The 26827-nt window shown below is 66.8% G+C and carries 15 protein-coding genes; 9 read left to right on the forward strand and 6 right to left on the reverse strand.

The window, feature by feature from the left end; all coding sequences use genetic code 11:
* Nucleotides 1-136: 136 nt before the first annotated feature.
* Complete coding sequence (locus AC1VVK_RS14680) at nucleotides 137-3367, reverse strand: amidohydrolase family protein (protein ID WP_482903542.1); 3231 nt, start codon at nucleotides 3365-3367, stop codon at nucleotides 137-139.
* Nucleotides 3364-3972: an FMN-binding negative transcriptional regulator gene (locus AC1VVK_RS14685; RefSeq protein ID WP_482903543.1), complete on the reverse strand. Its 609-nt coding sequence runs from the start codon at nucleotides 3970-3972 to the stop codon at nucleotides 3364-3366. Before AC1VVK_RS14685 ends, AC1VVK_RS14680 begins: the two co-directional genes overlap by 4 nt.
* Before the next feature lie 215 nt (nucleotides 3973-4187).
* On the opposite strand from AC1VVK_RS14685, the gene pdxR reads away from it, so the two are divergent.
* The 7 genes from pdxR to AC1VVK_RS14720 all read left to right on the forward strand — a co-directional run bounded on the left by pdxR (nucleotide 4188) and on the right by AC1VVK_RS14720 (nucleotide 14558).
* Nucleotides 4188-5687: a MocR-like pyridoxine biosynthesis transcription factor PdxR gene (gene pdxR, locus AC1VVK_RS14690; protein ID WP_482903544.1), complete on the forward strand. Its 1500-nt coding sequence runs from the start codon at nucleotides 4188-4190 to the stop codon at nucleotides 5685-5687.
* A gap of 104 nt (nucleotides 5688-5791) precedes the next feature.
* The gene (locus tag AC1VVK_RS14695) at nucleotides 5792-7468 is read left to right on the forward strand and encodes an amidohydrolase (RefSeq protein ID WP_482903545.1); all 1677 of its coding nucleotides are present in this window, start codon (nucleotides 5792-5794) and stop codon (nucleotides 7466-7468) included.
* Between the two features lie 157 nt (nucleotides 7469-7625).
* Nucleotides 7626-9869 (forward strand): TonB-dependent receptor, encoded by a 2244-nt coding sequence (locus AC1VVK_RS14700; protein WP_482903546.1) that lies wholly within the window; start codon nucleotides 7626-7628, stop codon nucleotides 9867-9869.
* A 55-nt stretch (nucleotides 9870-9924) separates the two neighbouring features.
* Complete coding sequence (locus AC1VVK_RS14705) at nucleotides 9925-10878, forward strand: alpha/beta hydrolase (protein WP_482903547.1); 954 nt, start codon at nucleotides 9925-9927, stop codon at nucleotides 10876-10878.
* Nucleotides 10879-10926: 48 nt separating this feature from the next.
* Nucleotides 10927-12555: an NAD(P)/FAD-dependent oxidoreductase gene (locus AC1VVK_RS14710; RefSeq protein WP_482903548.1), complete on the forward strand. Its 1629-nt coding sequence runs from the start codon at nucleotides 10927-10929 to the stop codon at nucleotides 12553-12555.
* Nucleotides 12556-12784: 229 nt separating this feature from the next.
* Complete coding sequence (locus tag AC1VVK_RS14715; RefSeq protein ID WP_482903549.1) at nucleotides 12785-13987, forward strand: BaiN/RdsA family NAD(P)/FAD-dependent oxidoreductase; 1203 nt, start codon at nucleotides 12785-12787, stop codon at nucleotides 13985-13987.
* Nucleotides 13988-14120: 133 nt separating this feature from the next.
* Entirely contained in the window at nucleotides 14121-14558 is a 438-nt protein-coding gene (locus tag AC1VVK_RS14720) for a hypothetical protein (protein ID WP_482903550.1), read from the forward strand.
* Nucleotides 14559-14914: 356 nt separating this feature from the next.
* Here the strand turns inward: AC1VVK_RS14720 and msrA are convergent, their stop codons facing one another.
* The 4 genes from msrA to AC1VVK_RS14740 form a co-directional block, all read right to left on the reverse strand.
* Nucleotides 14915-15589 (reverse strand): peptide-methionine (S)-S-oxide reductase MsrA, encoded by a 675-nt coding sequence (gene msrA, locus AC1VVK_RS14725; RefSeq protein WP_482903551.1) that lies wholly within the window; start codon nucleotides 15587-15589, stop codon nucleotides 14915-14917.
* An 81-nt stretch (nucleotides 15590-15670) separates the two neighbouring features.
* On the reverse strand, nucleotides 15671-17503 hold the full coding sequence (locus AC1VVK_RS14730) for a hypothetical protein (protein ID WP_482903552.1): 1833 nt from the start codon (nucleotides 17501-17503) through the stop codon (nucleotides 15671-15673).
* Nucleotides 17500-19206, reverse strand: a complete 1707-nt coding sequence (locus tag AC1VVK_RS14735) for an Hsp70 family protein (RefSeq protein ID WP_482903553.1) — start codon at nucleotides 19204-19206, stop codon at nucleotides 17500-17502. The genes AC1VVK_RS14730 and AC1VVK_RS14735 overlap by 4 nt, the downstream gene beginning before the upstream one ends.
* Before the next feature lie 226 nt (nucleotides 19207-19432).
* On the reverse strand, nucleotides 19433-20491 hold the full coding sequence (locus AC1VVK_RS14740; protein WP_482903554.1) for a LacI family DNA-binding transcriptional regulator: 1059 nt from the start codon (nucleotides 20489-20491) through the stop codon (nucleotides 19433-19435).
* A gap of 394 nt (nucleotides 20492-20885) precedes the next feature.
* On the opposite strand from AC1VVK_RS14740, the gene AC1VVK_RS14745 reads away from it, so the two are divergent.
* Entirely contained in the window at nucleotides 20886-21767 is an 882-nt protein-coding gene (locus AC1VVK_RS14745; protein ID WP_482903555.1) for an ROK family protein, read from the forward strand.
* A gap of 313 nt (nucleotides 21768-22080) precedes the next feature.
* Nucleotides 22081-26820: an NAD-glutamate dehydrogenase domain-containing protein gene (locus AC1VVK_RS14750; protein ID WP_482903556.1), complete on the forward strand. Its 4740-nt coding sequence runs from the start codon at nucleotides 22081-22083 to the stop codon at nucleotides 26818-26820.
* Nucleotides 26821-26827 lie beyond the last annotated feature (7 nt).

A 26827-nucleotide genomic window follows, 5' to 3' on the forward strand; every position in this document is an offset into this window, starting at 1 on the left:
CCCTGGGATAATACCAATTCTAGCGTGCAATGATCGGGGCAGGCAACGTGTATTTGTGCCGGGACGGAGGGATCGGCCTTTTAATACAATCAATTCGAAACCGATGCCGTACCGGATCGGGACGGCATCGTCTCGGTCAATGCTCCGGTTCGTCGGGGCGCCGGGAAGCCACGGGAGGCAGCCATTGTTCGTCGCTCATCCCCTCGAACCAGGCCTTCGGCGCATCGCCCGCGACCGGCCAGAGTTCCCGCAGCGTGGCCGCCTCATAGAGGAAGCCGCCGCGCATCACCGAGGCGATTTCGCGCGCGGCCCGCACGTCTCCGCGCGGATCGGTGTCGAGGATCACCATGTCGGCGAGCTTCCCGGGTTCGATCGTGCCAACGTCGGCAAGGCGGCCGATCGTCTCCGCTGCGCCCGCCGTCGCGGCGTGGAGCACGGCCAGCGGCGTCATGCCGCCCACCTGATGTGCCTCCATTTCCCAGTGATAGCCGATGCCCGGTACTTCGCCATGCGATCCCATGCCGAGCAGGCCGCCTGCCTGCGCGAAAGTCCCCGCATCGTGCGCGATCTGCGGGAAGCGCGTCTCCTCAAGCGGGTGGAAATCGCGGCCGAGGGCGATCTTCTGGCGGATCGCCGGAGCGGGCCAGAAGCGGCGCAGCTTGTCGTCCACCACCGGGTCGTCATGGGCGACGAACCAGTCGGTCGCGGGCGAGCCGGAATTGGTGATGCTCAGCGTTGTGACGTAGCTGGTGCGCATCGCCTTCATCAGCGCGATCACGTCGTCGCCCAGCACGGGGGCGGGCAGGGCATGCTCGTTGCCCGCATAGCCGTCGAGGATCTGCGTCAGGTCCAGCTTGAGCGAGAGCGCACCCTCGGTCGTGGGCAGCAGGTGCTGCTCGCGCGCGGCCATGGAAACCCACTGCCGCACCGCGCGGCTGCCGGTGCGGTATTCCTTGAGATTGCTGGTGCGATAGCCTTCGGAATAGCGCGAAAGCACGCGCCGCGCGTCGTCGAGTGAGGTGATGCGCTGCTTGGAGAACACCGCCGTGCCGGTGGAGCGCATGCGCGGCCCCAGCACATATCCGGCATCGACAAGGCCCTGATAGGCCAGATGATCGGGCGACAGCGTCGAGGGATCGAAGCTGGTGGTCACGCCATAGGCCAACCGCGCGCGCATGCCCCACAGCTCGTTGGACGGATTGTTGCGGCGGATCTCGCCCACGTGGTCGTGATCGTCGATGAAGCCGGGCAGGATGGTCTTGCCGGTCACGTCGCGCACTTGCGCGCCTTCGGGCACCGTAAGCGTGCCGCGAGGCCCCACGGCGGCAATGCGGTCTCCGGTGACGAGCACATCGGCGTTCTCGATCACCCGGTCGCCATCGGCCATGGTCAGGACCCGCGCGCCGCGCAGCAGCAGTGAGCCTTGCGGCGCCGCGCGCGGGGCGGTCGCTTCAAGGCGCATGGCCGCCAGTTCCTGCCCGTCCGCCACGTTGCGGCGGGAGAACAGCGTGCCGTTCACGGTGTCGAGCGAGCCCGCTGCGCTCCATTCGAACCAGTCCGCGCCCATGCCGGGCAGGACTTTCGCGGGCGTGGCGGGCGCCAGCACGTCGATCTCCTTTGCGGGATCGGCAGGCGTGGGCATAATGTAGACGCGGTCGGCAATGGCGGCGGCAACGGTGCGGCCGTCCGGACTGATCCGCAAGTCGTCGGCATCGGCATTGCCCTCGGCGAAGTACCAGCCCGGGCCGGTGACATGGGCGACGGGCGAGAGCTTGCCGGAGGCGATGTCGACCCGCGCGAGGCCCGCGTCGTTGAGCAGGAATACGCTGCCCGGCGCGCTGGCCGCGAAGTGCGGCTTGCCGCCCAGCGTGCCCTCGGTGAGCACGCGCACATTGCTGCCGTCGCGCGCCATTGCCACCAGCTGGCCCCGGCGCAGCGGGCCGAATTCGAAGTTCGTCTGCCGGCGCTCTTCCAGCGCCGAGCGCAGGACGAGGATCGCCGCCCCGTCCGGCGTGAAGGCGGGGAAGCGGTAATAGGCGGGCATTGCGGCCACGCGCATTGCCGGCGCGCTGCCATCGGCGGGTGCGGTCCAGATCGCCGAACCGGCCCGCTCGCTCCATGTCACGAAGACCAGCGTCTTGCCGTCCGGCGACCAGCTTGGCTGCGCGGGGGCTTCAATGCCTTCACCGAGCGAAAGACGGTGGGCCTTGTCGGTGCCCAGGTCCTGCACCCAGATCCCGTCAAGCGCGGCGAAAGCCACATGCTTGCCGTCGGGAGAGGGCGCGGGGCCCATCGCGAGCTTGGGTTCGACCGGGCCGGTTTCCTCGCGCATGGCGAAGCGGGTGGAGGCGCCGACCGCCACGCGTGCGGTGATCGCGCGGTCGATGGCCGTGCTCCGGCCCGTCGCGATCTCGCGCCGTTCGAAGCGGCCGCCGTGGCTGAGGATCACCGCCTTGCTGTCCGGCGTGAACGCCATCGACGGCACCATGCCCATCCACGAGGAGGCCTGCATGGCGTCCAGTTCGGTATCGCCCAGCGCCTTGTCTTCGCCGGTGACGAGGTCGCGCACACGCAGGCGGCTCAGCCCCTCGCGCCGGGTGACATAGGCGAGCAAACGGCCATCGGGCGAGAGCAGCGGGGCGAAGAAGGTCTCTTCCTTGGTGCCGCGCGCGCCGGTTCCGGCAATCACCTCGGTCTCGGTTCCCGTGGCGAGGTCGCGGCGCAGGATCGTCCAGCGCGTGGGCATGTCGAATTCGAGGCCTTCGGTGCGGCGCGCGTAATAGACCGCCTTGCCATCCGGCGTGGCGGTGGCGCCCAGCGTCGAGCGCCATTCGGCGCGCGGGGCGCCGTCCTTGGGCTTCACCGGAACCAGCAGGCGCGCCTCGCCAGAGAGCGGGAATTGCCAGAATTCGTAGTTGTTGAGGTCTGGCCGGAAGCGGCTGGCCATGACCGAGCGGCCGTCTGCGCTCCAGATCGGGGAGGCGAGGGCGGTATCGTCGTCGAACCGCGTGATCTGCCGTGCCTGCTTGCCGTCGGGCCGGGCGATCCAGACGTTTTCGGCGCCGCTGCGGTCGCTGACAAAGGCGATCCACTGGCCGTCCGGCGAGAACACCGGCTGGGAATCGAAGGCAAGGCCCTCGCTGATCTGCCGCGCCTTGCCGCCGCTTGCGGGCATGGTGAATAGGTCGCCCAGCACGTCGAAGACCAGCGTCCGGCCATCGGGCGAGACCGACACGGAAGTCCAGGTCGTCCGCTCGGGATGGAGTGTCAGCACGCGGGCGGGCTGCATCGGTAAGCCCGATTGGGCCATGGCGGGAAGGGCGAGCGCGCTGGCGAGCAGCAGCGCGGGAACGAACCTCCGGATCACGTGAGGCGGGTCTTGTTCATGCGCTCCATCCATGCGCGCAGGGGCGCATCGGGATGGACCTCAAGCAGGCGATCCAGCACTTCGCCGTCTTCGTCCTGCGCCAGCTTGAACGTGCCGTCCAGCGCCGTGACGCGGGCCTCGAAGCCAATGATTGCCCCCAGCATTCCGGTATATCGCTCCTGCAATTCCGCGACAGTCCATGGCTGGGCGCGACCGCGTTCGCAAGCCTCGACAAGGCGGTCCAGCGCTTCGGCCGTCAGGTCCGCATCCACGCGCACTTCGGCCTCGATCTGCAGCGCGGCGTAGTTCCATGTCGGGCCCCAGCGCCGCCGCCCGGCATGCTCGGGCGAGACATAGCCCTGCGGGCCGGTGAACAGGAACTGCGCCCCCGGATCGGCCGTGAACAGTGCGCAGAGCGGGTTGCCGCGCGACATGTGGCCGACAAGGCCGGTCAGCATGCCGTCCGCGTCATAAGTACCCAGCATCGGCAGGAGGCTGGCGGAGGCGGCCGGGGCGCCGGGAGAGAGCACCCACGCGAGCGGATATTCGGCGATCAGCCGCTGCACATCGTCGGCGCCGAACTGGCGGAAGCGCGGGTCCATCATTGCGAGCGGGCCTCTGGCAAGGAGGAGGGGGAGAAGGAGGCGGTCATGGTCTGGTTCCGGGCGGTTCGTGGCGCAGGACGGCTGCCTTGCTGATCTTGAGGAACTGGCCCCCGGGCAATGTCCAATACCGAATATTTCGATGGTCCAAGCAGAGCGCCGCTGCTAGCAAGCCTGTTGGATCGCCCGAGAACAAGAACCCCGAACGGAGTCGAAGCATGCTGCGTCCCTGGCAGGTCACCCTGAGCGAACGAATCGACCCCGAGCGCGGGACGCCGATCTACATGCAGATCATCCGCGCCCTGATCCGCGATATCGAAACCGGCCGGCTGGCATCGGGCACCTACCTGCCGAGCAGCCGTGAACTGGCTAACGCACTGGGCGTCAATCGCAAGACCGTGGTGCTCGCTTACGAGGACCTGATCGCGCAGGGCTGGCTTTCGACCGAGGGCACGCGCGGGACGATGATATCGCGGGCGCTGCCCGTTGGGGTTTCGCCCTCGCTGCCAGTCGGCGCCTCGGCGCAGGAGCCATCGCGGCAGGCCGGTTCGCCGGAGCCCGAGCCGCGCGCCGGGCAGATCCACTACCGTTTCGCCGAGCCGCCCGCGCGGTCGCTGGCGCTGCCCGCGGGACGGGGTATCAAGCTCGACGAAGGCGCGCCCGACGGCCGCCTGTTCCCCGCCGACCAGCTCGCCCGCGCCTATCGTTCCGCGATCAGCCGCGCCTCGCGCGCCAATCGCCTGCAATACCGCGATCCGCGCGGCGCCCAGAGCCTGCGTGAGCAAGTGGCGGACATGCTGCGCAGCCAGCGCGGCCTGGCGGTGACGGCGGCCAATATCTGCATCACGCGCGGCAGCCAGAACGGGCTGTTCCTGGCGCTTCAGGTGCTGATCGAGCCGGGCGACGCGGTGATCGTCGAGGAACTCACGTATGAGCCCGCCGTGGCGGCAATCCGCGCGCTGGGCGGCCGGGTGGTCCCGGTCGGCCTTGACGAGGAAGGCATCGACGTAGCCGAAGTCGAAGCGATGTGCCGCCGCCATGCCGTGCGCGCGATCTTCGTGACACCGCACCACCAATTCCCCACCACCATCGCCATGCGGCCCGAGCGGCGGCTCCAGCTTCTGGAGATCGCGCGCCAGTTCGGCGTGGCGGTGATCGAGGACGATTACGACCACGAATTCCACTTCCAGTCGCAGCCGCTGCTGCCGATGGCGGCCTATGCGCCGGGGCAGGTGCTCTACCTTGGCTCGATGTCGAAGCTGCTGCTGCCGGCGCTGCGCATCGGCTATCTCGCCGCGCCGGAGCACGTCATCGACGCCCTTGCGCACCGCGTCTCGCTGACCGACGGCATGGGCAACACGGTGACCGAGGAAGCCGCCGCCGAACTGATCGCCAACGGCGAATTGCGCCGTCACTCGCGCAAGGCCTGGCGCGTCTATGCCGAGCGCCGCCAGTCCTTCGCGGCGCTGCTCGACGCGCATCTGGGAGATCGCATCGACTTCGCGGTACCGGACGGCGGGCTCGCCTTCTGGGTGAAATTCCGCGGCGACCTTGAGGCCATCGAGGAACGCGCCCGCGCGCAGGGCCTGCGCTTCGCCAGCCACCACTCCTTCATGACGCGTGACACGGCGGACAAGGGACTGCGGCTGGGCTTCGCGAGCCTCAACGATGGCGAGGCGGCGCGCGCCATCGCCGCGCTTGCCGAAGCGGCGCGATAAGCGGAGTCGGGTTGGACCCCTCATAAATTTGCAACTTGGCCGTTTCGGGTTCCAATCCGCCACCGCAAGTTCCTTTCAGACAGATAGCCTGACGGGACCGCATCATGACACGTTTCGACCGCCGCACTTTCCTCAATCGCGCGGGCGGCGTGGCGGCGGGCACGTTCCTCTACAGCCAGGCGGCATGGGCGGGCGCCACACCGGTCGACACCATCTACACCAATGGCCGGATCTGGACAGGCGAGGGCCGCGATGTCTTCACCGATGCGATTGGGCTGGTCGGCTCACGCGTCGTGGCGCTGGGCAAGGAGGCCACGCGCAGTCTGGCCGGCAAGGCGACGCGGGTGATCGATCTTGGCGGCGCTTTCGTCACACCGGGCTTCACCGACTGCCACGTCCACTTCACGATGGGATCGGCGACCATCGGCCAGCCCTCGCTGCGGCAGGCCAATAGCCGCGAGGCTTTCGTCCGCGCGGTGGCGGAAGCGGCACGCGCGATGCCCGCCGGGCAATGGCTGCAAGGCGGCAACTGGGATAACGATTCCTGGGGCGGCGAACTGCCCAATCGCGACTGGATCGACGCGGTGACGCCGCAGACCCCGGTCGCGGTGGTCCGCTACGACCTGCACATGGTGGTGGTGAACTCGCTTGGCCTGAAAATGCTCGGCCTTGGCGACGATACGCCCGAGGTTCCCGGCGGCGTGATTGTGCGCGATACCAAGGGGCGGCTCACCGGCGTATTCAAGGACGCGGCCAAGGACATGGTGCTCGCGCGCATTCCCGAACCGACCGCGGCGCAACGCGATGCCACCAACCGGCGCGGCATCGCTCTGGCGCTATCGAAAGGCGTGACGCAAGTCCACGAGACCGGGATCGACTGGAACACTTTCGAATCCGCGCGCCGCATGCGCGCTTCGGGTGAGCTTCCTTTCCGCTTCTACGCGATGATCCCGCTCAAGGACTGGAAGAAGCTGGCGGAAATCGTGAAAGCCGAAGGGCGCGGCGACGAATTCGTGCGCTGGGGCGGCTGCAAGGTCGTGTTCGACGGCTCGCTCGGTTCGCGTACGGCCTTGTTCTACGAGCCTTATCTCGACGATCCCAAGACGCGCGGCATCACCGTGACCGACCCCGAGGAAATGCGCGGGCTGATGCGGGAGGCCGATGCGGCGGGTTTCCAGATCGCCACCCATTCCATCGGCGACCGGGCCAACGACGTGGTGCTCGACATGTGGGAGGAAGTCGCGCGGATCAACGGCCCGCGCGACCGGCGCGGCCGCATCGAGCATGCCCAGCACCTCAATCCCGCCAGCATCGGCCGCTTTGCCGAGCAGGGCGTGATCGCATCGGTCCAGCCGTTCCACGCGGTCGACGATGGCCGCTGGGCCGTCCGCCGCATCGGTCCGGAACGCCTCAAGACCACATATGCCTTTGAATCGCTGATCAAAAGCGGCGCCCATGTCAGCTTTGGATCGGACTGGCCAGTGGCCCCCATTGATCCGCTCACCGGCCTCAAGGCAGCGGTCCTGCGCGAAACGCTCGACGGGGCCAATCCTAAGGGCTGGTATCCCGAACAGCGTGTCGAGATCCACGACGCGATGCTCTGCTACACGCGCGGCGCCGCCTTTGCCGGGCGGTCGGAAGCGGATACCGGAACCCTTGCTCCCGGCCGCCTTGCCGACTTTGTCGTGTGGGACCGGGACCTTACCGCTATCGATCCCGAAACCATCGACAAGGCGCAAGTGGTCTCCACCCATCTGGGCGGGACGAAAGTCTACGGCTGATCGGATTGGACCCCCGGGGCGATATCGGTTGGATCTCTGCAAGGGGCTAACGCACTTATAATTTTCACGCTGGCGGTCGCAGGGAAGACCGTCTAAATGCGACCAATTCGCATTAGCGCAACAGCGCAACGAACGTCGCGAATACATGAGGGCCAGTATGTCGAATATCGCTATGTCGAGTGTCGCGAAGATCACCAAAACCGCACGTCTGCACGCCAGCGGGCTTGTCATTGCCGCCGCGCTTTGCGGCTTCTCGGGCCAGGCCATGGCCGATGAGGCTGAGGCGGCAGCAGCATCGGCATCGGCCCCAGCACCGGCTTCGTCCGGCAGCTCTGACGACATCATCGTCCGCGCGCAGCGGGTGAACGCCACGCATGTCGAAAACGGCGGCGGCGCAGGCGTGCTGGGTAACCAGGCGGCGGAGAACGTGCCATTCAACTTGCGCAGCTTCGACGAGACGCTGATCCTCAACCAGCAGCCGCGCTCGCTGGGTGAAGTGCTCGACAACGATCCCACCGTCCGCACGACGTACGGTTACGGCAATGCCGCCGAAACCTTCGTGATCCGCGGCTTCGAACTGTTCGGCGATGATATCGGCCTCAATGGCCTTTACGGCATCACGCCGCGCCAGTTGATCGCACCCGAACTGTTCGAGAGCGTGCAGGTGCTGAACGGCGCCTCGGCCTTCCTCAACGGCGCGGCGCCGGGCGGCTCGGGCGTTGGTGGCAGCGTCAACCTGCTGCTGAAGCGCGCGGGCAACGATCCGCTCACGCGCGTGACGGCAGGCTTCACTTCGGATTCGCACTGGCTGGGCAGCTTCGACGTGGCCCGCCGTTCGGCCGACGGTCGCTGGGGCGTGCGCGTCAACGGCAGCTATCAGGACGGCAATCTCGGCATCAAGGGTGAGGACCGCCGTACCCGCGTGCTCGGCGCCGGTATCGACTATAGCGGCGACAAGCTGCGCGTTTCGCTCGACCTGGCCTACCAGCAGGTCCGCGTGGACAACCTGCGCCCGAAAGTGACGATCTTTTCCACCACTCTGCCGCGCGTGCCCAAGGCCGATGCCAATTACGCGCAAGACTATACCTACTCCAAGCTGCGCGACATCTTCGGCATGCTCAATGTCGAGTATGATCTGGCCGACAACGTGCTGCTCTATGCCAAGGCCGGCGCGCGCGATGGTTCGGAGCGGGGCATCTATGGCGGTATTTCGGTCAACGATGCGGAGACTGGCGACGGCTACGTTACCGCGCTCTACGTGCCGCGCACCGACAACAACGAAGCTCTTGAGTTCGGTACGCGCATCAAGCTGGGCAGCGAGATCACGCAAGAATTCAACATCGGCGGCTCGCTCAACTGGCAGGTCAACCGCAACGCCTTCGACTTCCGCTATGGCACCGATTTCAACGGCGTTCCCAATAACTTCTACAACCCGGTCCAGATTGACCTGCCCGCGTCGGTATTCGTCGGCGGCAACCTTGACGATCCGTTCCCGATCACGCGCAACAAGCTGTGGAGCGTCTTCGCATCCGATACGATCGGCTTCTGGGACGATCACATCCTGCTGACCGCCGGTCTGCGCCTGCAATCGATCGAGACCAAGAGCTACAACGCCTACAATGGCGGCCTGCTCGATTCGGTCTACGAATCCAGTGCGGTGACGCCGGTGATCGGCCTTGTGGTCAAGCCGGTGGACGGGGTTTCGCTCTATGCCAACCGCATCGAGGCGCTTCAGCCCGGCTCGATCGCGCCGCTGGGCACGACCAACCAGAACGAAGTCTTCTCCCCCTACAAGAGCACGCAGTACGAGTTCGGCGGCAAGGCCAAGGTGGGCCCGATGTTCGTGGGTCTGGCGCTTTACCAGATCAAGCTGCCCAACTCCTATGCGATCGACCTCACGCCCGATGACGGCCTGAACCTGTTGACCTTTGGCGTGTTTGGTCTCCAGCGGAACCGCGGCGTGGAATTCACGGTCAATGGCGAGCTTGCGCACGGCCTGCGCCTGATCACCGGTCTTGCCGTCAACGATGCCAAGCAGCTGCGCACCAGCCTTCCCTCGACCGAGGGCAAGGACGCCAAGGGCGTGCCGGACTGGACCGCCAATGCCAATCTCGAATGGGACACGCCGATGCTTCCGGGCCTGACGCTGACCGGCCGTGTGACCTACACCGGCAAGCAGTGGGTCGATGCGGCCAACACCATCCGCCTGCCGGACTGGGCGGTGTTCAACCTTGGCGCGCGCTACGTTCTGGCCGCTGGCGAGGTGCCTGTCACGGTGCGCTTCAACGTCGATAACGTGGCCAACAAGCGCTACTGGGCCTCGGCCTTCGATACGTTCGCGACCTCGATCCTTCAGGGGCAGCCGCGCACGTTCAAGGTCTCGCTCTCGGCTGACTTCTGACACACTTCGCGGCCCGGCGATTCCCTCGCGCCGGGCCGCGATCTATTCTCAGATCATGATTACGATCCCCGAAAGCCAGAACGACAACGACGATGTCGATCCCGAAATCCGCGCCTGGCTGGATCGGATGTTCGCCGCCTCCGCCGCGCTGGGATCGCGCCCCGGCCTTTCCGCGCCGGAACGGCGTGCGATTGCCGAGCGCCAGCGCGCGCCATGGACGCGCGGCGGCCCGGCAATGCATTCCAGCGAGGATCTCGCGGTAGGCCCGTCCGGCACTCGGATCCGCATCCATCGGCCCTCCGACACGCCTGACCTGCCCGTGCTCGTCTATCTCCACGGCGGCGGCTGGACGCTGTTCAGTATCGACACCCATGACCGCCTGATGCGCGAATATGCGGGCCGCAGCGGCTGCGCGGTACTCGGCATCGACTATCCGCTCGCGCCCGAGCATCCGTTCCCGGCCGCGATCCATGCCATCGGCCACGTGCTCGACTGGCTGGACGGCGAAGGCGCCGCGCACGGACTGGACTCATCGCGTCAGGTCATCGGCGGAGATAGCGCCGGGGCCAATCTGGCGGTGGCGGCCACGCTCGTCCGGCGCGGGCAGGGCAAGGCGCTGCCGAGTGGCCTGCTGCTCAATTACGGCGCCTGGGACGGAACCTGGACCGGCAGCTACGCCCGCTACGGCGACGGGGACCGCTACATGCTTACCGGCCCCGAAATGGACGAGTTCTGGGCGACCTATCTGGGCCCGGACCCCATCTCCGATCCGCTGGCGCGCCCCTTGCTGGCGGACCTTTCCGACCTGCCGCAGGCATGGCTCTGCGTGGCCGAATGCGACGTGCTGCTGGACGAGAACCGGGCGATGGCCGCGCGCCTGCCGCAGGCGGAACTGCGCGTCTATCCCGGCGCCACGCACAGCTTCCTTGAGGCCATGGCCGTAGCGAAGCTGGCGGACCGCGCGATTGCCGAGGCTTCGCAGTGGCTTGCCGCCCGCCTCTCGGAATAGCCCGCAAAGCCGTGGCGCCCGGCAGCGATCGGGTATAAGGGCGCGCGGATGATCCGCCTTTCCGACCTTACCTTGCCGCTGGACCACGCTCCGGCCGACCTTGAGGCTGCCGTTTGCACGCGCCTCGGTATCACGCCTGCCGATCTCGAACGCATGACCGTGGTGCGCCGGGGTAACGACGCGCGCCGCAAGAGCGCGATCAAGCTTGTCTACACGCTCGACTTGGTGGTGAAGGACGAGGCCGCGCTGCTGGCCCGCTTCCACGACGATCAGCACGTGCGGCCCACGCCCGACACCAGCTACAAGTTCGTCACCCATGCTCCGGAGGGCTGGTCCGGCCAGCGCCCGGTGGTGATCGGCACCGGCCCCTGCGGGCTGCTCGCCGCGCTTATCCTGGCGCAGATGGGCTTCAAGCCGATCATCGTCGAACGCGGCAAGGCCGTGCGCGAACGCACCAAGGACACCTGGGGCCTCTGGCGCCGCTCGGTGCTCGACCCCGAAAGCAACGTGCAGTTCGGCGAGGGCGGAGCGGGCACGTTCTCCGACGGCAAGCTCTACAGCCGCATCAAGGACCCGCGCCATTTCGGCCGCAAGGTGCTGACCGAATTCGTCAAGGCCGGCGCGCCGGACGACATCCTCACCGAAGCGCATCCGCATATCGGCACGTTCCGCCTCGTCACCATGGTGATGTCGATGCGCGAGACGATCGAGCAGCTCGGCGGCGAATACCGCTTCGGCACCCGCGTCGATGACTTCGAGATTGCCGAGGATACCGACGGCGCCCGCCGCATCACCGGCCTCCACCTCTCGACCGGAGAATTGCTGCCCGCCAGCCACGTCATCATGGCCGTGGGCCACTCGGCGCGCGACACCTTCGAGGTGCTGCACAATCGCGGCGTTTACATGGAGGCCAAGCCCTTCGCCATCGGCGTGCGGATCGAACATCCGCAAAGCTGGATCGACACCGCGCGCTATGGCGACAACGCGGGCAACAAGATCCTCGGCGCGGCGGCCTATTCGATCGCGTACAAGGCATCGAACGGGCGCACCGTCTACAGCTTCTGCATGTGCCCGGGCGGGCGCGTGGTGGCGGCGGCCAGCGAGGAAGGCCGCGTCGTCACCAACGGCATGAGCCAGTATTCGCGCGCCGAATTCAACGCCAACTCGGGCCTCGTCGTCGATATCGATCCGGACAAGGACTACCCCGGCGACCCGCTCGCGGGCGTGGCCTTCCAGCGCAAGTTCGAGGAACTGGCCTTCAAGGCGGGCGGCTCGAACTACAAGGCGCCGGGCCAGAAGCTGGGCGATTTCCTGGCGGACAGGCCCTCCATCGAATTCGGCGAAGTGACCCCCAGCTATCAGCCGGGCGTCCACCTGACCGAACTCAAGCAGTGCCTGCCCGATTTCGTGGTCGATGCGATCCGCGAGGCGCTGCCGGTGTTCGGCCGTCAGGTGCCGGGCTACGACCATCCGGACGTGGTGATGACCGGGGTGGAGACGCGCACCTCCTCGCCCGTGCGCATCACGCGCGGCAAGGACCTGCAAAGCCTCAACACGCGCGGCCTCTACCCGGCGGGCGAGGGCGCGGGCTATGCCGGCGGCATTCTCTCGGCGGCGGTCGACGGCATTCGCGTGGCGGAAGCGCTGGCGCTGGAACTGGCGCCGGTTTCGCAGTGATGTTTCCAAATATTCGGCATGAGCGGGGGATTGCGCCTCGCGTCCTTCACATTGCACGCCCTGAGCTTGCCGGTTCGGACGTAGCGGGGATGCTTCGACAAGCTCAGCATGAGCGGGGGGTGGTGGCTCTCCCCAATCACAGGGCTCGTCAAATCCACACCGCTCGTTCCACCCACACCGCTCATCCCACCCACGCCGCTCGTCCTGAGCTTGTCGAAGGACGGATGCCTTGAGCGACGCTTACGACGCCATCATCCTCGGTGCCGGTGCCGCCGGACTGTTCTGCGCCGCCACCGCCGGTCAGCGCGGCAAGCGCGTGCTGCTGCTCGACCATGCGGACCAGCCGGGCAAGAAGATCCTGATCTCCGGCGGCGGACGCTGCAACTTCACCAACGTCGATACCGCGCCCGATCGCTACCTCTCCGGCAATCCGCACTTCGCCAAGTCGGCGCTGAGCCGCTACACCGCCGCCGATTTCCTCGCGCTGGTGGAATCCTACGACATCGCCTGGCACGAAAAGACGCTGGGCCAGCTGTTCTGCGACGGATCGGCCAAGCAGATCGTGGCGATGCTGCTGGAAGAATGCGCCAAGGGCGGCGTCACGCTGAATTGCGGCGATGCGCTGGGCGAGATCGACCACGCCGACGGCCTCTACCGCGTCGCCTACGGCAATCGCATCGCCACGGCCCCCGCGCTGGTGATCGCGACCGGCGGCCCGTCGATCCCGAAAATGGGTGCGACCAGCTTCGCCTACGACCTTGCGCGCAAGTTCGGCCTCAAGATCGTGCAGCCGCGCCCCGCGCTGGTGCCGCTGACGCTGCCGGGCGACGAGGCGCTGTTCCGCGACCTTTCGGGCGTTTCGACCGAAGTGATTACCCGCATAGAGGGCAAGGCAGGCGGCAAGGCGGCCTTCCGTGAGGCGGCGCTGTTTACTCATCGCGGGCTGTCCGGCCCGGCGATCCTCCAGATTTCCAGCTACTGGCAGCGCGGGCAGACGGTGACGACGCAGTTCCTGCCGGACCGCGCCGAAGGCTGGCTCAAGGACGCCAAGCGCGAGCGCCCGCGCGCCACTTTGCGCAAGGTTCTGGGCGAGGGCTTGCCCGAACGTCTGGCCGAAGTGCTGTGCGAAAGGCTGGGGCTCTCCGGCGAACTCGGCATGATGTCGGACAAGGCGCTGACTGCGGCGGAGACGAAGCTGGCGCGCTGGCCGTTCGTGCCTGACGGTTCCGAAGGCTTCGCCAAGGCTGAGGTGACGGCGGGTGGCATCGACACCGGTGCGCTTTCGTCCAAGACCATGGAAGCGCGGAAAGTCCCGAGTCTCTATGCGATCGGCGAGGCGGTGGATGTGACCGGCTGGCTGGGCGGCTACAACTTCCAATGGGCCTGGGCGAGCGCGCGGGCGGCGGGACTGGCGATTTCGGCGGAAGCGTAGGCGGCGTGCCTGCATGAAGGGATTTCCGACCGTCCCCGATACGCGGGCTCTTGCGGACGCAACGTTCTAGAGTCGTTCAGATTCCCGATGCGATGAGGTGATTGCTTTCACGTTCAGGGCCAGGGGGGTGGGAATGAAGATGATTGTCATTGCGGCCTTGGCCGCGATCGGATCGTCGCTGGGGGCGTCTGCCGACGTGAGTGATATAGACGGTGTTATCCGGAACCTCGACCTGACCACGTTCCCGAATTCGACCGGATCGAGGCGGATGCCCGGCAAGACTTCGTTTGCCGACTATGGTTTTTTCGCCGCCGCGAAAACGGCGAACGGCGCGAATCTGATCCGCAAGAATGATGGCCGGTCGAAGAGTTTTGTCGTCATTTCAGACGGCCCAAAATACATGCGGCTGTGTTTTCACGACAGGTTCGTGGTGATGCCCGGCAGCGCGTTGCCACTTAAATACAATACGACCTCGGCTTTGCTTGTGACGAAATCGAGGCAAGGCAAGTGGCCTGCACAACTGGTTCGCGGGGGTTTCCTGAACTGTCGCAATGCTCCGGAGGCAACTTGAGCGAGTGAGCCGATGCAATGGTCGATTGGAAAGGTTCCAAAACACTCGTCATCCTGAACTTGTTTCAGGATCCATGTTGCCGCCTGCGCTGTGCTTCGATCAGCAACTCGCAATCGCCGCGCTCTTCGCGCTGCCGTCCGAGGCAGACCGCCAAATGGATCCTGAAACAAGTTCAGGATGACGTGGAGCGGGATGAGGTCTCGTGTCTGCCACCGGGCGCACTCGGCTCAACCTAACTCCCTCAATCCCGCTCAGGCTGAGCCTGTCGAAGCCCCCGGCGGCGTGGTGGGAGGCTTCCATCCTTCGACAAGCTCAAGATGAGCGGGGGAAGTCAAAGACTCGCCCGAAAACCCGCGCTAACCCACATAAAACTGCGGAAACCGCGTTTTCAAAGCCGCCACTTTGGGTGCATCCCAGCGCTGGATATAGCCGTTGCCGGGATTGCGGCGCATGAAGTCCTGATGCCAGGATTCGGCGGGAAAGAAGGCCCCGTTCTCGATCTTCGTGGCGATCGGCTTGTCGAAGCTATGGGCCTTGCCAAGCGCGGCAATATAGGCGGCGGCGAGTTGGCGCTGGGCGTCGTTTTGCGGGAAGATCGCCGAGCGGTAGCTGGGACCGCGATCGGGGTACTGGCCGTTTACTTGCGTGGGATCGTGCGCCACGCCGAAGTAGACCTGCAAGAGCTGGCCGTATGTGATCTTGGCCGGGTCGTAGACGATCCGCACTGCCTCGGCATGGCCGGTGGTTTCGGAGGACACCGCGTCGTAATTCGCCTTGGCGCGGTCTCCGCCGGCATAGCCCGAAGTCACCGAGACAACCCCGCGCACGTGCTCGAAAACGCCTTCCATGCCCCAGAAGCACCCGCCCGCAAGCACGGCCACCTGCCGGCCCGTGGGCTTGACGGTTTCCGGCGGCGGCGCGGGCAGGGCGGCGGCTTGCGCGGACTCTGAGCGCGGCAGCGTCAGGGTAAGCGCGGTTCCGGCAATTCCGGCCGCGACCATGACGGCCAGGGGGACAGGACGGATCGGCATCGCGGCAACTCCCGTGTCACTCGTAGTCGGGAGTTCGTCGCGGGCCGCCCAGCGGTTACATAAGTGTGGTTACATAAATTCTCAGAGCGTCATCAGGATGTCCCGGCGATTGCTGCCGGTCCAGTCCAGCGTGGCTTCGAGCAGGGCAATCGTCACGGCGCAGCGGTGGGCATCGCTGCCCTTGCCGTTGAGCGCGGCGATCACGTCGTTCTGGCCCAGTTTCGTTGACTTGAGGATCTTGCCGATCAGCTCACCCGGAATCATCGCGCTGTGCTGTCCGTCCGGCTTGGGCATGCCGAGCGCGTGCTGTTCCACCAAACGCGCGGCGAAGGCCCGCTCTTTCGCGCGCTGCTCGGGGGAGAGCGGCAGGGTACCGTCCAGCCAGCCGGAATCGCTCATTTGCCTGCAGGCGTGAGCGCTCTGCTCGCGGGCGGCCTGCAACTGGACGAGGCGCAGCTGCATCGCCGTTTCGAACAGCTCACCCGAAAGCTTGCGGCCGTTGAGGTAGCTGCGCATCCGCACGAGGGTCACGGCCTTGTCGATCATCGCGCCGCGATCGGTGCCCGCGTGCACGCCCATCAGCGTGTTGGAGGTGAGCGTCTGGGCCAGATCGGGCTGGTTCTTCCACAGCCAGCTGGCATCGCGGCCTTGCCCGAATGCCTCGACGACCGAGGCCTGGACCACGTCAGAGACTTCGCCGCTCTGCGGGGCCTGCATCTCGCTGGCGGGGGCATCATGCGTCGGATGCGGGGACGGGTTGGAGCTGTCGGCGATGGCGACGACGATGGCAAAGGCCAGGATGCCCAGCAGCACCAGCAGCCCCGTCAGCAAACGATTGCCGCTCTCCCACGAGGCGACGCGTTCGGGCGCGAAGTGCGATTCCAGTTCGGGGAAATGCTTGCGCACGCCGCGCAGCAGGGCATCGACATCGCTTTGCGCCGGGCCGCCCAGCATGCGGAAGGGGCCAGCCTTGCCGGGCTTTACAAGCTCGTTCCACGCCTTGTGGAAGCGGTGGTCGGGCTGGAGCACGTTCTGCTGGAAACGATAGCCGCGCAGGCGCGCGCCAAGGAACTGGACCGCCGGGCGCGCATCGTGGGCGCTCCATTCGCGTTCCCATCCGAACGCCTGATTGGCATCCTCCAGCAAGGGCGCGGAGCGCGGCCAGCCGCGTGCGAGGATCTCGGCCAGCCAGTCCTCGATCTGCTGCTGGCGCGAGACGTGGGCCTGCGTCGCTTCGTCAAGGATCGCGCGCAAGGCACGGGTCGCTTGCCGGGTTTCGGTTTCGGACAGCGGTTCGCCGGAATTGTCCCGCTCGGGATCGAGCAGGATGGTCAGCCGCTCGGCCGGGGTTTCGCCGGGGCGCAGGCCAAGCGCGTCGTCGCCGACGAAACTGCCCGAAAGCAGCGGGGCCGTGAAAGGGTCGATGGTGGTCAGCGGAATGCCCGCGCCGGTAACACCGCCTTGCTCGGTATCGCGCGCGGCGGCGGCGGCCCAGGCCATGCGTTCGAGCATGGTCGAAGCGTCGAGTTCGCCCGGCTTGGTCGACAGCGATTGGGTGGCCAGAGGACGGGCGGCGGGGTCGGCGAACTCATCCCATGCGCCGGGCAGCGCGGGCGCGGCGAAGGTCCAGCGCGGGGCGGCAGGTTCGGGGCGCTCGGTGGCGTTCGGGACATCCTCGGTGCCGTCAAGGACCGGGTCGGACGCGCTGCTATCCGGCGTCTCGCTCATGACACGGGCAAGGCGCAAGGCAAGGTCGCGGGCCTGCCGCAACTGGGCATAGCCGGACACGTCGTTGTCGACATCCATGGCCTTGAGCCGCTCGGCATAGGCCTTGCGGATGACGGAGGCCTCTGCGGTAGGCTCGATGCCCAGCAGCGACCAGGGATGGCGGTCCTGCGATGACGCGTCGCTCATAACGGACCCACGCTTTCGATCTCGTCGAGCCGGGTCGCCAGCATGGTGCGGGCGTCGGTGATCCGGCGCGGATCCTGGCTGTCGAGCGCGCCGGCGAACTGCGTGATCCAGTGGCCGATCATCTGGCGAAGGTCGCCGATATGGTCCTCATAGCAGCGTTCGGCGCGGGCCATCAGCGCGACGTGGAGCGCCTCCTCGCGCGGATGGTGCTTGAGCCGGGCCAGCGCGCCGCGGCGCTGGTCCAGCTCCTTGCGGTCCGGCCGGTCTTCCTCGTCCACGATCACGAGATTGCGCGAGGCGCCGTTCTCGGGAACGTGGACATCGATCTCCAGCAGGCCCGAACTGTCGTAGGAAAAGCGCACCTCCACCGAGATTTCGCCCGCCGCGCGGGGCGGCACCGGTACCGTCATGTCGCCCAGCTTGACGTTGCCGCGCACTTCGCGGGCCTCACCCTGATAGATTCCGAATTCCAGCTTCTTCTGGTTGTCGGACAGCGTTGAATAGGTGTTCACGCGGGAGACCGGAACGGCCGTGTTGCGCTCGATGATCGGCGAGAACAGACCGCGCTGGAGGCCGCCGTAACCGTCGCGCTCGGCCACTTCGATGCCCAGAGTGAAGGGGCAGACATCGGTAATGCGGATCTCGTCCAGCGCGGCATCGCGACCGGCGAGCCCGGCCTGAATCGCCGCGCCGAGCGCCACCGCATGGTCGGGGTGGACCGAGGAATTGGGGAAGCGGCCGAACAGCCGCGTGATCGCGCGGCGCACCACCGGCATGCGGGTGGCGCCGCCCACCAGCACCACGTCGGAAAGCTCGGCGGCATCGATGGCGCAATCCCGCAGGGCCCGCACCACAGGTTCGCGCAAGCGCCGCAGCAGCGGTTCGCAAGCGGCTTCGAATTCGGTTTCGGAGACGGTCGCGGCCAGGCGGGTCTCGTCAATCACCACGGCGAATTCGGCCTCGGCGATGGTCGAGAGCGTGCGGCGGCAGGCTTCGGCGGCGCGCTTCAGCAGGGCTTCGCGGCGCTCGGCGGGGAGGGCGGAGAGCTTCCGCTCGGGATCGATCCGGGGCGACATCAGGGCGGCCAGCGCATCGTCGAAATCGTCGCCGCCCAGCCGGTTATCGCCTGCCGAGGCGCGGACTTCGACGATGCCCTCGAACATCTCTACGACCGAGACGTCGAAAGTGCCGCCGCCCAGATCGAACACCAGGAAGGCCTCGCGGTCGCCCTTGTCCTGAAGGCCGAATGCGAGCGCGGCGGCGGTGGGTTCGTTGATCAGGCGGCGCACGGAAAGGCCAGCCAGCTCGCCCGCGCGGCGCGTGGCCTTGCGCTGGCGGTCGTTGAAGTAGGCGGGGACCGTGATGACTGCCTCGGTCGGCCTCTCGCCGGTCAGTGCCTCGACATCCTTGACCAGCGCTTCCAACACCAGCGCCGAGAGGTCTTCGGCCCCGTATTCCTTGCCGCCGAGCTTGGCATTGGCGACCGTGCCCATGCGGCGCTTGAAGCTGGTGGCGGTATCTTCGGGATGGGTCGCCAGACGGTCGAGCGCGGCGCGGCCGATCCAGACGCGACCGTCGCGCGCGATGCTGACCGCCGAGGGTGTGAGCAGATCGCCCAGCGCATTGGGCACGAGCTGGGCCGCGCCGTCCCGCCAGATCGCCACTGCACTGTTGGTCGTCCCGAGATCGATGCCGATCAGCATTGTGCCTCGCCGCCAAGGTCCCGAGTCACGCCCGTCCTTCCCCCGTATTCATTCGTCAAAAACGCATCTGTTCGTCGAAAGCGGCCGCCAAGCCGCACCCGGCATCGCCGGCCTTCGAAGCGGTGCTTAACGGCAAGGAAGGATGATCGAAAGCGCGAAGTGGCGTGATGTGCGGATCCGTTCGGGCATGGATCCTTTTGGCCACGGATGCCTTGCGGCAGATCCTTTAATCCAACGTGCTGGCGCGGCGGACAAGCGCGGGCGCCATGACGAGGCCGGGCGCATTCTCGCCCTCTATCCGGGCCTTCAGCCGTTCGACCATGGCGCGGGCACCGGCCGCGATTTCCTGCCGGATCGTGGTCAGCGGCGGCATCGTCTGCGCGGCGAGCGGCAGGTTATCATAGCCGATCACCTGCATGTCGCCCGGAACCGCGCGGCCGATTTCGTGAAGCGCGCGCAGGGCCGACATGGCGACGAGGTCGGTAGCGGCAACGATTCCGTCGACCGCCATGTCCATTTCCGCCAGAACGCTCCGGATCTGCGAGCCCATGTCCTCTCCCGCAAGCCCGGCGGAAAGGTGCGAGAGCGGGATACCGGCAGCCTCGGCCTCGGCGGCGGCGCCGCGAAAGCGCATGGCGATCTCCATCCCGGATGTGTCGCCGAGGAACACGAGCCTGCGCGCGCCGGCGTCGATCAGGTGGCGCGTGGCCATCCGGCCTCCGGCCTCGTTATCGGTGCCGACCACGCAGTGCGTCTGGCCGGGGCGATGGTGGCCCCACACCACCAGCGGACGGTAGTTCGCGGCAACCTGTTCGATTACGGCGAACTGGTCGGACTGGCCGATCACGATAACGCCATCGACCATGCCGGAGCTGGTCATGCGTTCCAGCCAGTCGCTTGTCCCGTCGGGGATCGCGCGGCTGAGCATGAGGTCATAGCCGCCTTCGGTCAGCTCGTCGGCCAGATAGCCGAGCAGGGTGAGGAAGAAAGGGTCGGAAACATGTTGCCGTTTCTCATGGCCGAGCGGGATGACCACGCCGATCACCCCGGTACGCCGCGAGCGGAGGCGGCTGGCCATCTGGTTGGGCCGGAAACCATGTTGACGGGCAATGGCGCGGATGCGCTCGCGCGTCTCTGCGTTAACCAAAGACTTGCCGGCCAGCGCGCGTGAGACGGTGCCTGCGGAGACCCCGGCAAGGCGCGCGATATCGGCGAGCGTGCGCACTTCGCCCGCCGCAATTCCGGCTTCCGCCCGTAGCTTTTCGTGGTTGCGTTTTCCGGTCATGGCCCCCCCGTCCGTCGTCGCGGCATTAACAGTATGAAACGCCACGAGGAAGCGGCTTGTGGGGAACTGCGGCCCGGCGATCCGGCATGGCTTCCGGCGGATTTGTGGCAGGCGGAAACGTCGTCTCGGCCCCTGCCGAAGGCCCGGATCCGGCCCTGTTCAGGGCATTTTGCGAATTCCCGAACGGCCTCGCTCCAGAGGGGAAGGGCGGCGTTGACCTCCAGCGCGGCATTGGCGTTGCGATTAAAATATTGAAAAGCTGCGAGTTAAGTCCTCGGCGGCGCCGACGGAAGGAAATCGACATGCCGAGTTCGCAACCTGGCATCGGCGCCCGCGCCGTTTCAGGGGTCACGCACGCTTGCGGCAGGGGCGAGCGAGTGGCAGGGACGCGGGCATGAACAGCATTGCCGGCATCGAACTGGGCGGTACCAAGACCGTGGTCGTGCGCGGACGTCCCGGCGCCATTGCGGCGCGTGAGGAATTTCCGACCACCACGCCTGAGGAAACACTCTCGCGGGCCATCGCGACGATCCGTGGCTGGCGGGAATCGGCGTCGATGGACGCCATTGGCGTGGCCAGTTTCGGGCCGATCCGTGTTGAACGGACGGCGCCCGATTTCGGGATCATGCTCGATACGCCAAAGCCCGGCTGGGCCGGGGCGGATGTTGCCGGTACGCTGGCGGCGGCGCTGGACCTCCCGCTCGGCCTCGATACCGACGTCAACGCTGCTGCGCTGGCAGAGCACCGCTTCGGCGCGGCGCGCGACTGCCCGACTTCGGCCTATATCACTGTCGGTACGGGCGTTGGCGTCGGCGTGGTGGTGAATGGGGCGGCGGTGCACGGTCTCATGCACCCGGAAGTCGGCCACGTGCGCCTGCGCCGCGCGGCGGACGACCATTTCGCCGGGGCCTGCCCGTTCCACGGTGACTGCATCGAAGGGCTGCTCAGCGGCCCGGCGCTGGCGGCGCGCTTCGGCCGCCATCCGGCCACGGTGGCGCCCGGCGATCCGGCGTGGGATCCCGTCGCTCGGGACCTTGCGGAGCTGCTCGCCATGCTGCTGCTGACACTTTCGGCGCAGCGGATCGTGGTTGGCGGCGGCGTTTCCAACCGGCAACCGCATCTCCTGCCCGCCGCGATTGCGCGGATGCCGGACCTGCTCGGCGGTTACTTGCGCGACTGCACGCCCGAGGCCCTGACGCGGATCTGTGTTCCGCCGGTTCTGGGCGACGATGCCGGGCCGATGGGTGCTCTGGTGGTTGGCGCAGGAAGGCTCTAATCCGCCGAAACCGTATTCAGAGGGCAGCCAAATGCCCCGCAGTGCAAATTATGCAATTTCGTCTCGTTAAACGATTGTTGCGCGTCAACGAAACCTCGTTACAACCCTGAGTCACGTTCACGGGCTCGAGCCGGTCGTCCGTGGCGCGCGATGGTGCATTGCATCGTTGAAATGGCTCGACCTTTCTCCGGCGGAAATTCCGGAAGGAAGGTGGATGCCGGAACTCATGACCGGCCCTATATTGTCGAAGGCAGGCGCTGCGCGCCTCATCGGGCGCAAGCGCTGCAAGCCTTTTGGATTGCGGGAGTGAGTCATGAGCGCAGACGGAGTGAAGGTCGCAGCAAAAGCCCGGTCGGACGAAGGACCGGGGGGAGCGGCGCTTCAAGCGGCGATCGTCTCGCGCATTCGCGACTCGCTGCTGCCTATCGAGGCTGCCGAACAGGATCTGGAATGGATCGACGGCGCCGCAGGCGTCCTTCTGGCCACTGCCGCCCGGCGCAAGCCCGGCACGGCGGTGATCGAATTGGCCTCCACCAGCGACGACCGACGCTATTTGCGCATCGCGCTCATCAACGACGACATGCCGTTCCTGGTCGACTCGGTCGCCTCCGCGATTGCCGACGCGGGGCTGGTGATCGACCGTCTTGCCCACCCGGTGGTGCTGGTCGAGCGTGACGAGGAGGGCAGCCTGATCGCGCTGCCCGAGCCCGGAACCGAAGGCTTTTCGCGCGAATCGATGATCTATATCGAGACCGAGCGCGTCGATGCCCGCCAGCGCGGCGAACTCCATCGTCAGCTTGCGGAAACACTGGAAGACGTGCGCGCTGCGGTCACCGACTGGCCGCAGATGGTGGCGACGATGACCGCCGATTCCGTGCAGGTGAGCGATGCCGAAGGCGCCGAGCTGCTGCGCTGGTTCGCGGGCGGCATGCTGACCCAGCTGGGCCATGTGACGCACCGCCGCGATGGCACCGATTCCGACTTGCTCGGCGTCTGCCGCCGGGGCCAGCCCGACCTGCTGTCCGAAGCCAGCTACCAGCGCGCGTTCGAGGACTTCGACCGCCAGCTTGCCGATAACGACGTGCGCGCGCCGATGGTCATCAAGGCCAACCGCATCGCGACCGTCCACCGCCGCGTGCCGATGGACCTGTTCCTGGTGCCGGTGATCGAGGACGGCAAGGTCTCCGCGCTTTCGGTCCACGCCGGGATCTGGACGAGCGCTTCGCTTGCCGCCACGCCCGACCGGGTGCCACGCCTGCGCACGCTGCTGGCAGGGCTCGGTTCCAAGCTCGGGCTCGATCCCAATGGCCATACCGGCAAGGCGCTTGCCCATGCGCTCACCAGCCTGCCGCATGACCTCGTGCTTGGGCTTGCCGAGGATGACGTGGAGCGGTTGGCAACGACGATGGGCGGCCTTGTCGACCGTCCGCGCCCGCGCCTGATCGTCACCAGCGCGCCCCTGTCGCGCCATCTTTTCGCCTTCGTGTGGATCACCCGCGACACGCTCTCCACCCAGATGCGCAAGCGTATCCAGACCCTGATCGAAGAGGCCGCGCAGGCGCCGACGCTCGATTGGGCGCTGACGGTCGAGGCCGGCAATCTGGTGATGATGCGCTACACGCTCGACATTCGCGACGGCGCGCAGGAACTGGATGAGACCGCGCTCGACAACCGCCTGCAAGTCATGCTGCGCGGCTGGGGCGAGGCGGTGGAGGCCGCGCTGGGCCAGACGCTGGAACCGGCACGTGCCGCTGCGATTGCCGCGCGCTATGCCGATGCCTTCCCGCTCGCCTATCGCAGCGACTACGGCCCTGCCGAAGCCGCGATCGACATCGCGCATATGCGCCGGATTGTCATCGGCGAAGCGGCCGAGGGCGAGCGCTTCCAGGGCCACCGCGATGTGCGCCTCTATGCGCATGAGGGCGACGGAGACGGGAATCTCCGGCTCAAGATCTACCAGGCGGAGGGCAGTCTCCAGCTCTCCGACGCCGTGCCCGCGCTGGAAAACTTCGGCTTCCGCGTGATCTCGGAAATGCCGACGCCGCTGGAGAAGGGCCGGATCGGCACGATCCACGATTTCACGCTGGCGCTGCCCGCCGGGCGCGAAGCCCATCAGGTGCTGGCGCTCTCGGCGATGATCGAGGATGCACTGGGCGGCGTGCTCAACGGGCTTGGAGAGGACGATCCGTTCAACCGCCTCGTTCCCTGCCTTGGCCTTTCCAAACGCGAGGCGAACTGGCTGCGCGCGTGGTATCGTTATCTGCGTCAGGCGGGCTCCAACTTCGGCATTACCACGGTGGTCGATGCCTTGCAGGCCGCGCCGCAAGTGACGCTGGGCCTGATCGACCTGTTCCGCGCGATCCACGATCCGGCGTTCACCGGTGACCGCGCCGTCGCTCGGGCCGCTGCGCAGGACGCCATCCGTGCCGGTCTGGCCGGGGTCAGCGCGATCAACGACGACCGCCTGCTGCGCGCCTATCGCGATCTTGTGAGCGCCATGCTGCGCACCAATGCCTTCGCGCCGGCGGGCCAGTTGGCACTCGCGTTCAAGTTCGATTCCGCCCAGGTGCCCGGCCTGCCCAAGCCACTGCCGTGGCGCGAGATTTTCGTCTATTCGCGCCGGGTTGAGGGCATCCACTTGCGCGCCGGCCCGGTTGCGCGCGGCGGGTTGCGCTGGTCCGACCGCCGCGACGACTACCGCACCGAAATCCTCGGCCTGATGAAGGCGCAGCGCGTGAAGAACGCGGTGATCGTGCCGACCGGCGCCAAGGGCGGCTTCTATCCCAAGCAGCTTCCCGACCCCGCGCTGGACCGCACCGGCTGGGCGGCCGAGGGGCAGGCGAGCTACGAGATTTTCATCGCCACGCTGCTCTCGATCACCGACAACATCGTCGGCACTTCGGTCGTCCATCCGCACGACGTGGTGATCCTTGATGGCGAGGATCCGTACTTCGTGGTCGCCGCCGACAAGGGCACCGCCAAGTTCTCGGACGTCGCCAACGGCATCGCCGAATCCCACGATTTCTGGCTCGACGATGCTTTCGCCAGTGGCGGCTCGAACGGCTACGACCACAAGGCGATGGGCATCACGGCGAAGGGCGCATGGCTCTCCGTCCAGCGCCACTTCCTGGAAATGGGCGTGGACGTGCAGAGCGATCCGGTGCGCGTGGTCGGCTGCGGCGACATGTCGGGCGACGTGTTCGGCAACGGCATGTTGCTGTCGCAGGCGCTGAAGCTGGTGGCGGCCTTCGACCACCGGCACATCTTCCTCGATCCCGATCCCGATGCGGGCAAGAGCTGGGCCGAACGCAAGCGCATGTTCGATCTGCCGCATTCGAGCTGGGACGATTACGACAAGGCGCTGATTTCCAAGGGCGGCGGCGTATTCTCGCGCAAGTCCAAGTCGATCCCGCTCACGCCCGAAGTGCGGGCCGTGCTGGGCATCGAAGCCAGCGAGATCGATCCGGACTCGCTGATTTCCGCCATTCTCGGCGCGCCGGTTGACCTGCTGTGGTTCGGCGGCATCGGCACGTATGTGAAGGCGTCGAGCGAGAACAACGTGCAGGTGGGCGATCCCACCAACGATTCGCTGCGTGTCAGTGCCAACGAACTGCGCGTGCGGGTGATCGGCGAGGGCGCCAATCTCGGCGTCACACAGGCCGCGCGTATCGAGTTTGCCGCGCGTGGCGGGCGTATCAATGCCGACTTCATCGACAATTCGGCGGGCGTCGACTGCTCGGACAACGAGGTCAACATCAAGATCGCGCTGGCCGCTGCCAAGCGCGCGGACAAGCTGTCCGAGGAAGGCCGCGTCGAACTGCTGCGCCAGATGACCGACGAGGTTGCCGAACTGGTGCTGGAGGACAACCGCCTTCAGGCTCTGGCGCTCTCGATTGCCGAACGCGGCGGCGCGGCGGCCATTCCGGCACAGGTCCGCCTGATCGAGACGTTGGAAGAGGGCGGCAATCTGGATCGCCGGACCGAAGGCCTTGCCGACAACGAGGCGCTTGCCCGGCGGGCACAGGACGGTCGCGGATTGACCCGGCCCGAACTGGCCGTGCTGCTCTCCAGCGGCAAGCTGGTCCTGCAGGACGCCATCGAGAAGAGCGACCTTGCCGCCGATCCCAGCCTTCAGCCGCTGCTGCTCGCCTCGTTCCCGCAGCCGATGCAGGCGCGCTTTGCCGGCTGCATCGAGGGCCACCGACTGGCGCCGCAGATCATTGCCACCAAGCTGGCGAACCGCATCGTCAACCGGCTGGGCATCGTCCATCCCTTCGAACTGGCCGAAGAGGAAGGCGCGGAACTGGCGCAAGTCGCGGCGGCCTTCGCGCTGGCCGTGCAACTGTTCGATCTCGACACGCTGTGGGACTGGCTCGAAAACGCGCCGATGAGCGAGAACGCGCGCCTTGCCCTGTTCGACAAGGCGGCGGGTGCGGTGCGCAGCCACATGGCCGACCTGCTGCGCGCGGGTGCCGGACGCAGCGCGCCTTCCGAAGTGATCGCGCGGATCGGCGGGCAGGTAGCGGCGCTGTCGGTCGATATCGAGGAACTGCTGGGCGAACGCGTGGCGCAGCATTCGCAGAAGCTGCGCCGGGGTCTGCTGGAACTCGGCGCGCCCGAGGAAGAGGCGGCGATGGTGGCCAATCTCTACGACCTTGATGGTGCTGTCGGCATTGCCGACCTTGCGGCAGAGACTGGGCTCGATCCGCGCCGGCTTGTCGGGGCCTTCTCGCGCGTGGGCGCGGGGCTGGGGCTCGACTGGGCGCAGTCCAATGCGGCGACGATGAACCCGTCCGATCCGTGGGAGCGCTTGCTGGTCGCGGGTCTTGCGCGGGACTTCCAGCAGATGCGGTTGGACTTCCTCAAGACGCTGGCGCGGACCGAAACCGGCAGGGCCGATCCTGCCGCCGCCGCAGAGGAATGGGGCCGCACGCACACCGCCGCGATCCGTACGTTCCGGGGCATGGTGCACCGCGCGGAGAATACCGTGCCGCTGACCCCGGCGATGCTGGCACAGATCGCCAGTCAGGCGCGCAATCTGTTGGGCCGGTGAGGCGGTA

It is taken from the genome of Novosphingobium sp. BL-S-32 (assembly GCF_056857055.1).

Bases quoted from the DNA above. Each gene is read 5' to 3' on its own strand.
- AC1VVK_RS14730 (WP_482903552.1), bottom strand. From the start codon at position 17,503: ATGAGCGACGCGTCATCGCAGGACCGCCATCCCTGGTCGCTGCTGGGC.
- AC1VVK_RS14700 (WP_482903546.1), top strand. From the start codon at position 7,626: ATGTCGAATATCGCTATGTCGAGTGTCGCGAAGATCACCAAAACCGCA.
- AC1VVK_RS14695 (WP_482903545.1), top strand. From the start codon at position 5,792: ATGACACGTTTCGACCGCCGCACTTTCCTCAATCGCGCGGGCGGCGTG.
- AC1VVK_RS14705 (WP_482903547.1), top strand. From the start codon at position 9,925: ATGATTACGATCCCCGAAAGCCAGAACGACAACGACGATGTCGATCCC.
- AC1VVK_RS14735 (WP_482903553.1), bottom strand. From the start codon at position 19,206: ATGCTGATCGGCATCGATCTCGGGACGACCAACAGTGCAGTGGCGATC.
- AC1VVK_RS14750 (WP_482903556.1), top strand. From the start codon at position 22,081: ATGAGCGCAGACGGAGTGAAGGTCGCAGCAAAAGCCCGGTCGGACGAA.
- msrA (WP_482903551.1), bottom strand. From the start codon at position 15,589: ATGCCGATCCGTCCTGTCCCCCTGGCCGTCATGGTCGCGGCCGGAATT.
- AC1VVK_RS14745 (WP_482903555.1), top strand. From the start codon at position 20,886: ATGAACAGCATTGCCGGCATCGAACTGGGCGGTACCAAGACCGTGGTC.
- AC1VVK_RS14710 (WP_482903548.1), top strand. From the start codon at position 10,927: ATGATCCGCCTTTCCGACCTTACCTTGCCGCTGGACCACGCTCCGGCC.
- AC1VVK_RS14685 (WP_482903543.1), bottom strand. From the start codon at position 3,972: ATGATGGACCCGCGCTTCCGCCAGTTCGGCGCCGACGATGTGCAGCGG.
- AC1VVK_RS14740 (WP_482903554.1), bottom strand. From the start codon at position 20,491: ATGACCGGAAAACGCAACCACGAAAAGCTACGGGCGGAAGCCGGAATT.
- pdxR (WP_482903544.1), top strand. From the start codon at position 4,188: ATGCTGCGTCCCTGGCAGGTCACCCTGAGCGAACGAATCGACCCCGAG.
- AC1VVK_RS14720 (WP_482903550.1), top strand. From the start codon at position 14,121: ATGAAGATGATTGTCATTGCGGCCTTGGCCGCGATCGGATCGTCGCTG.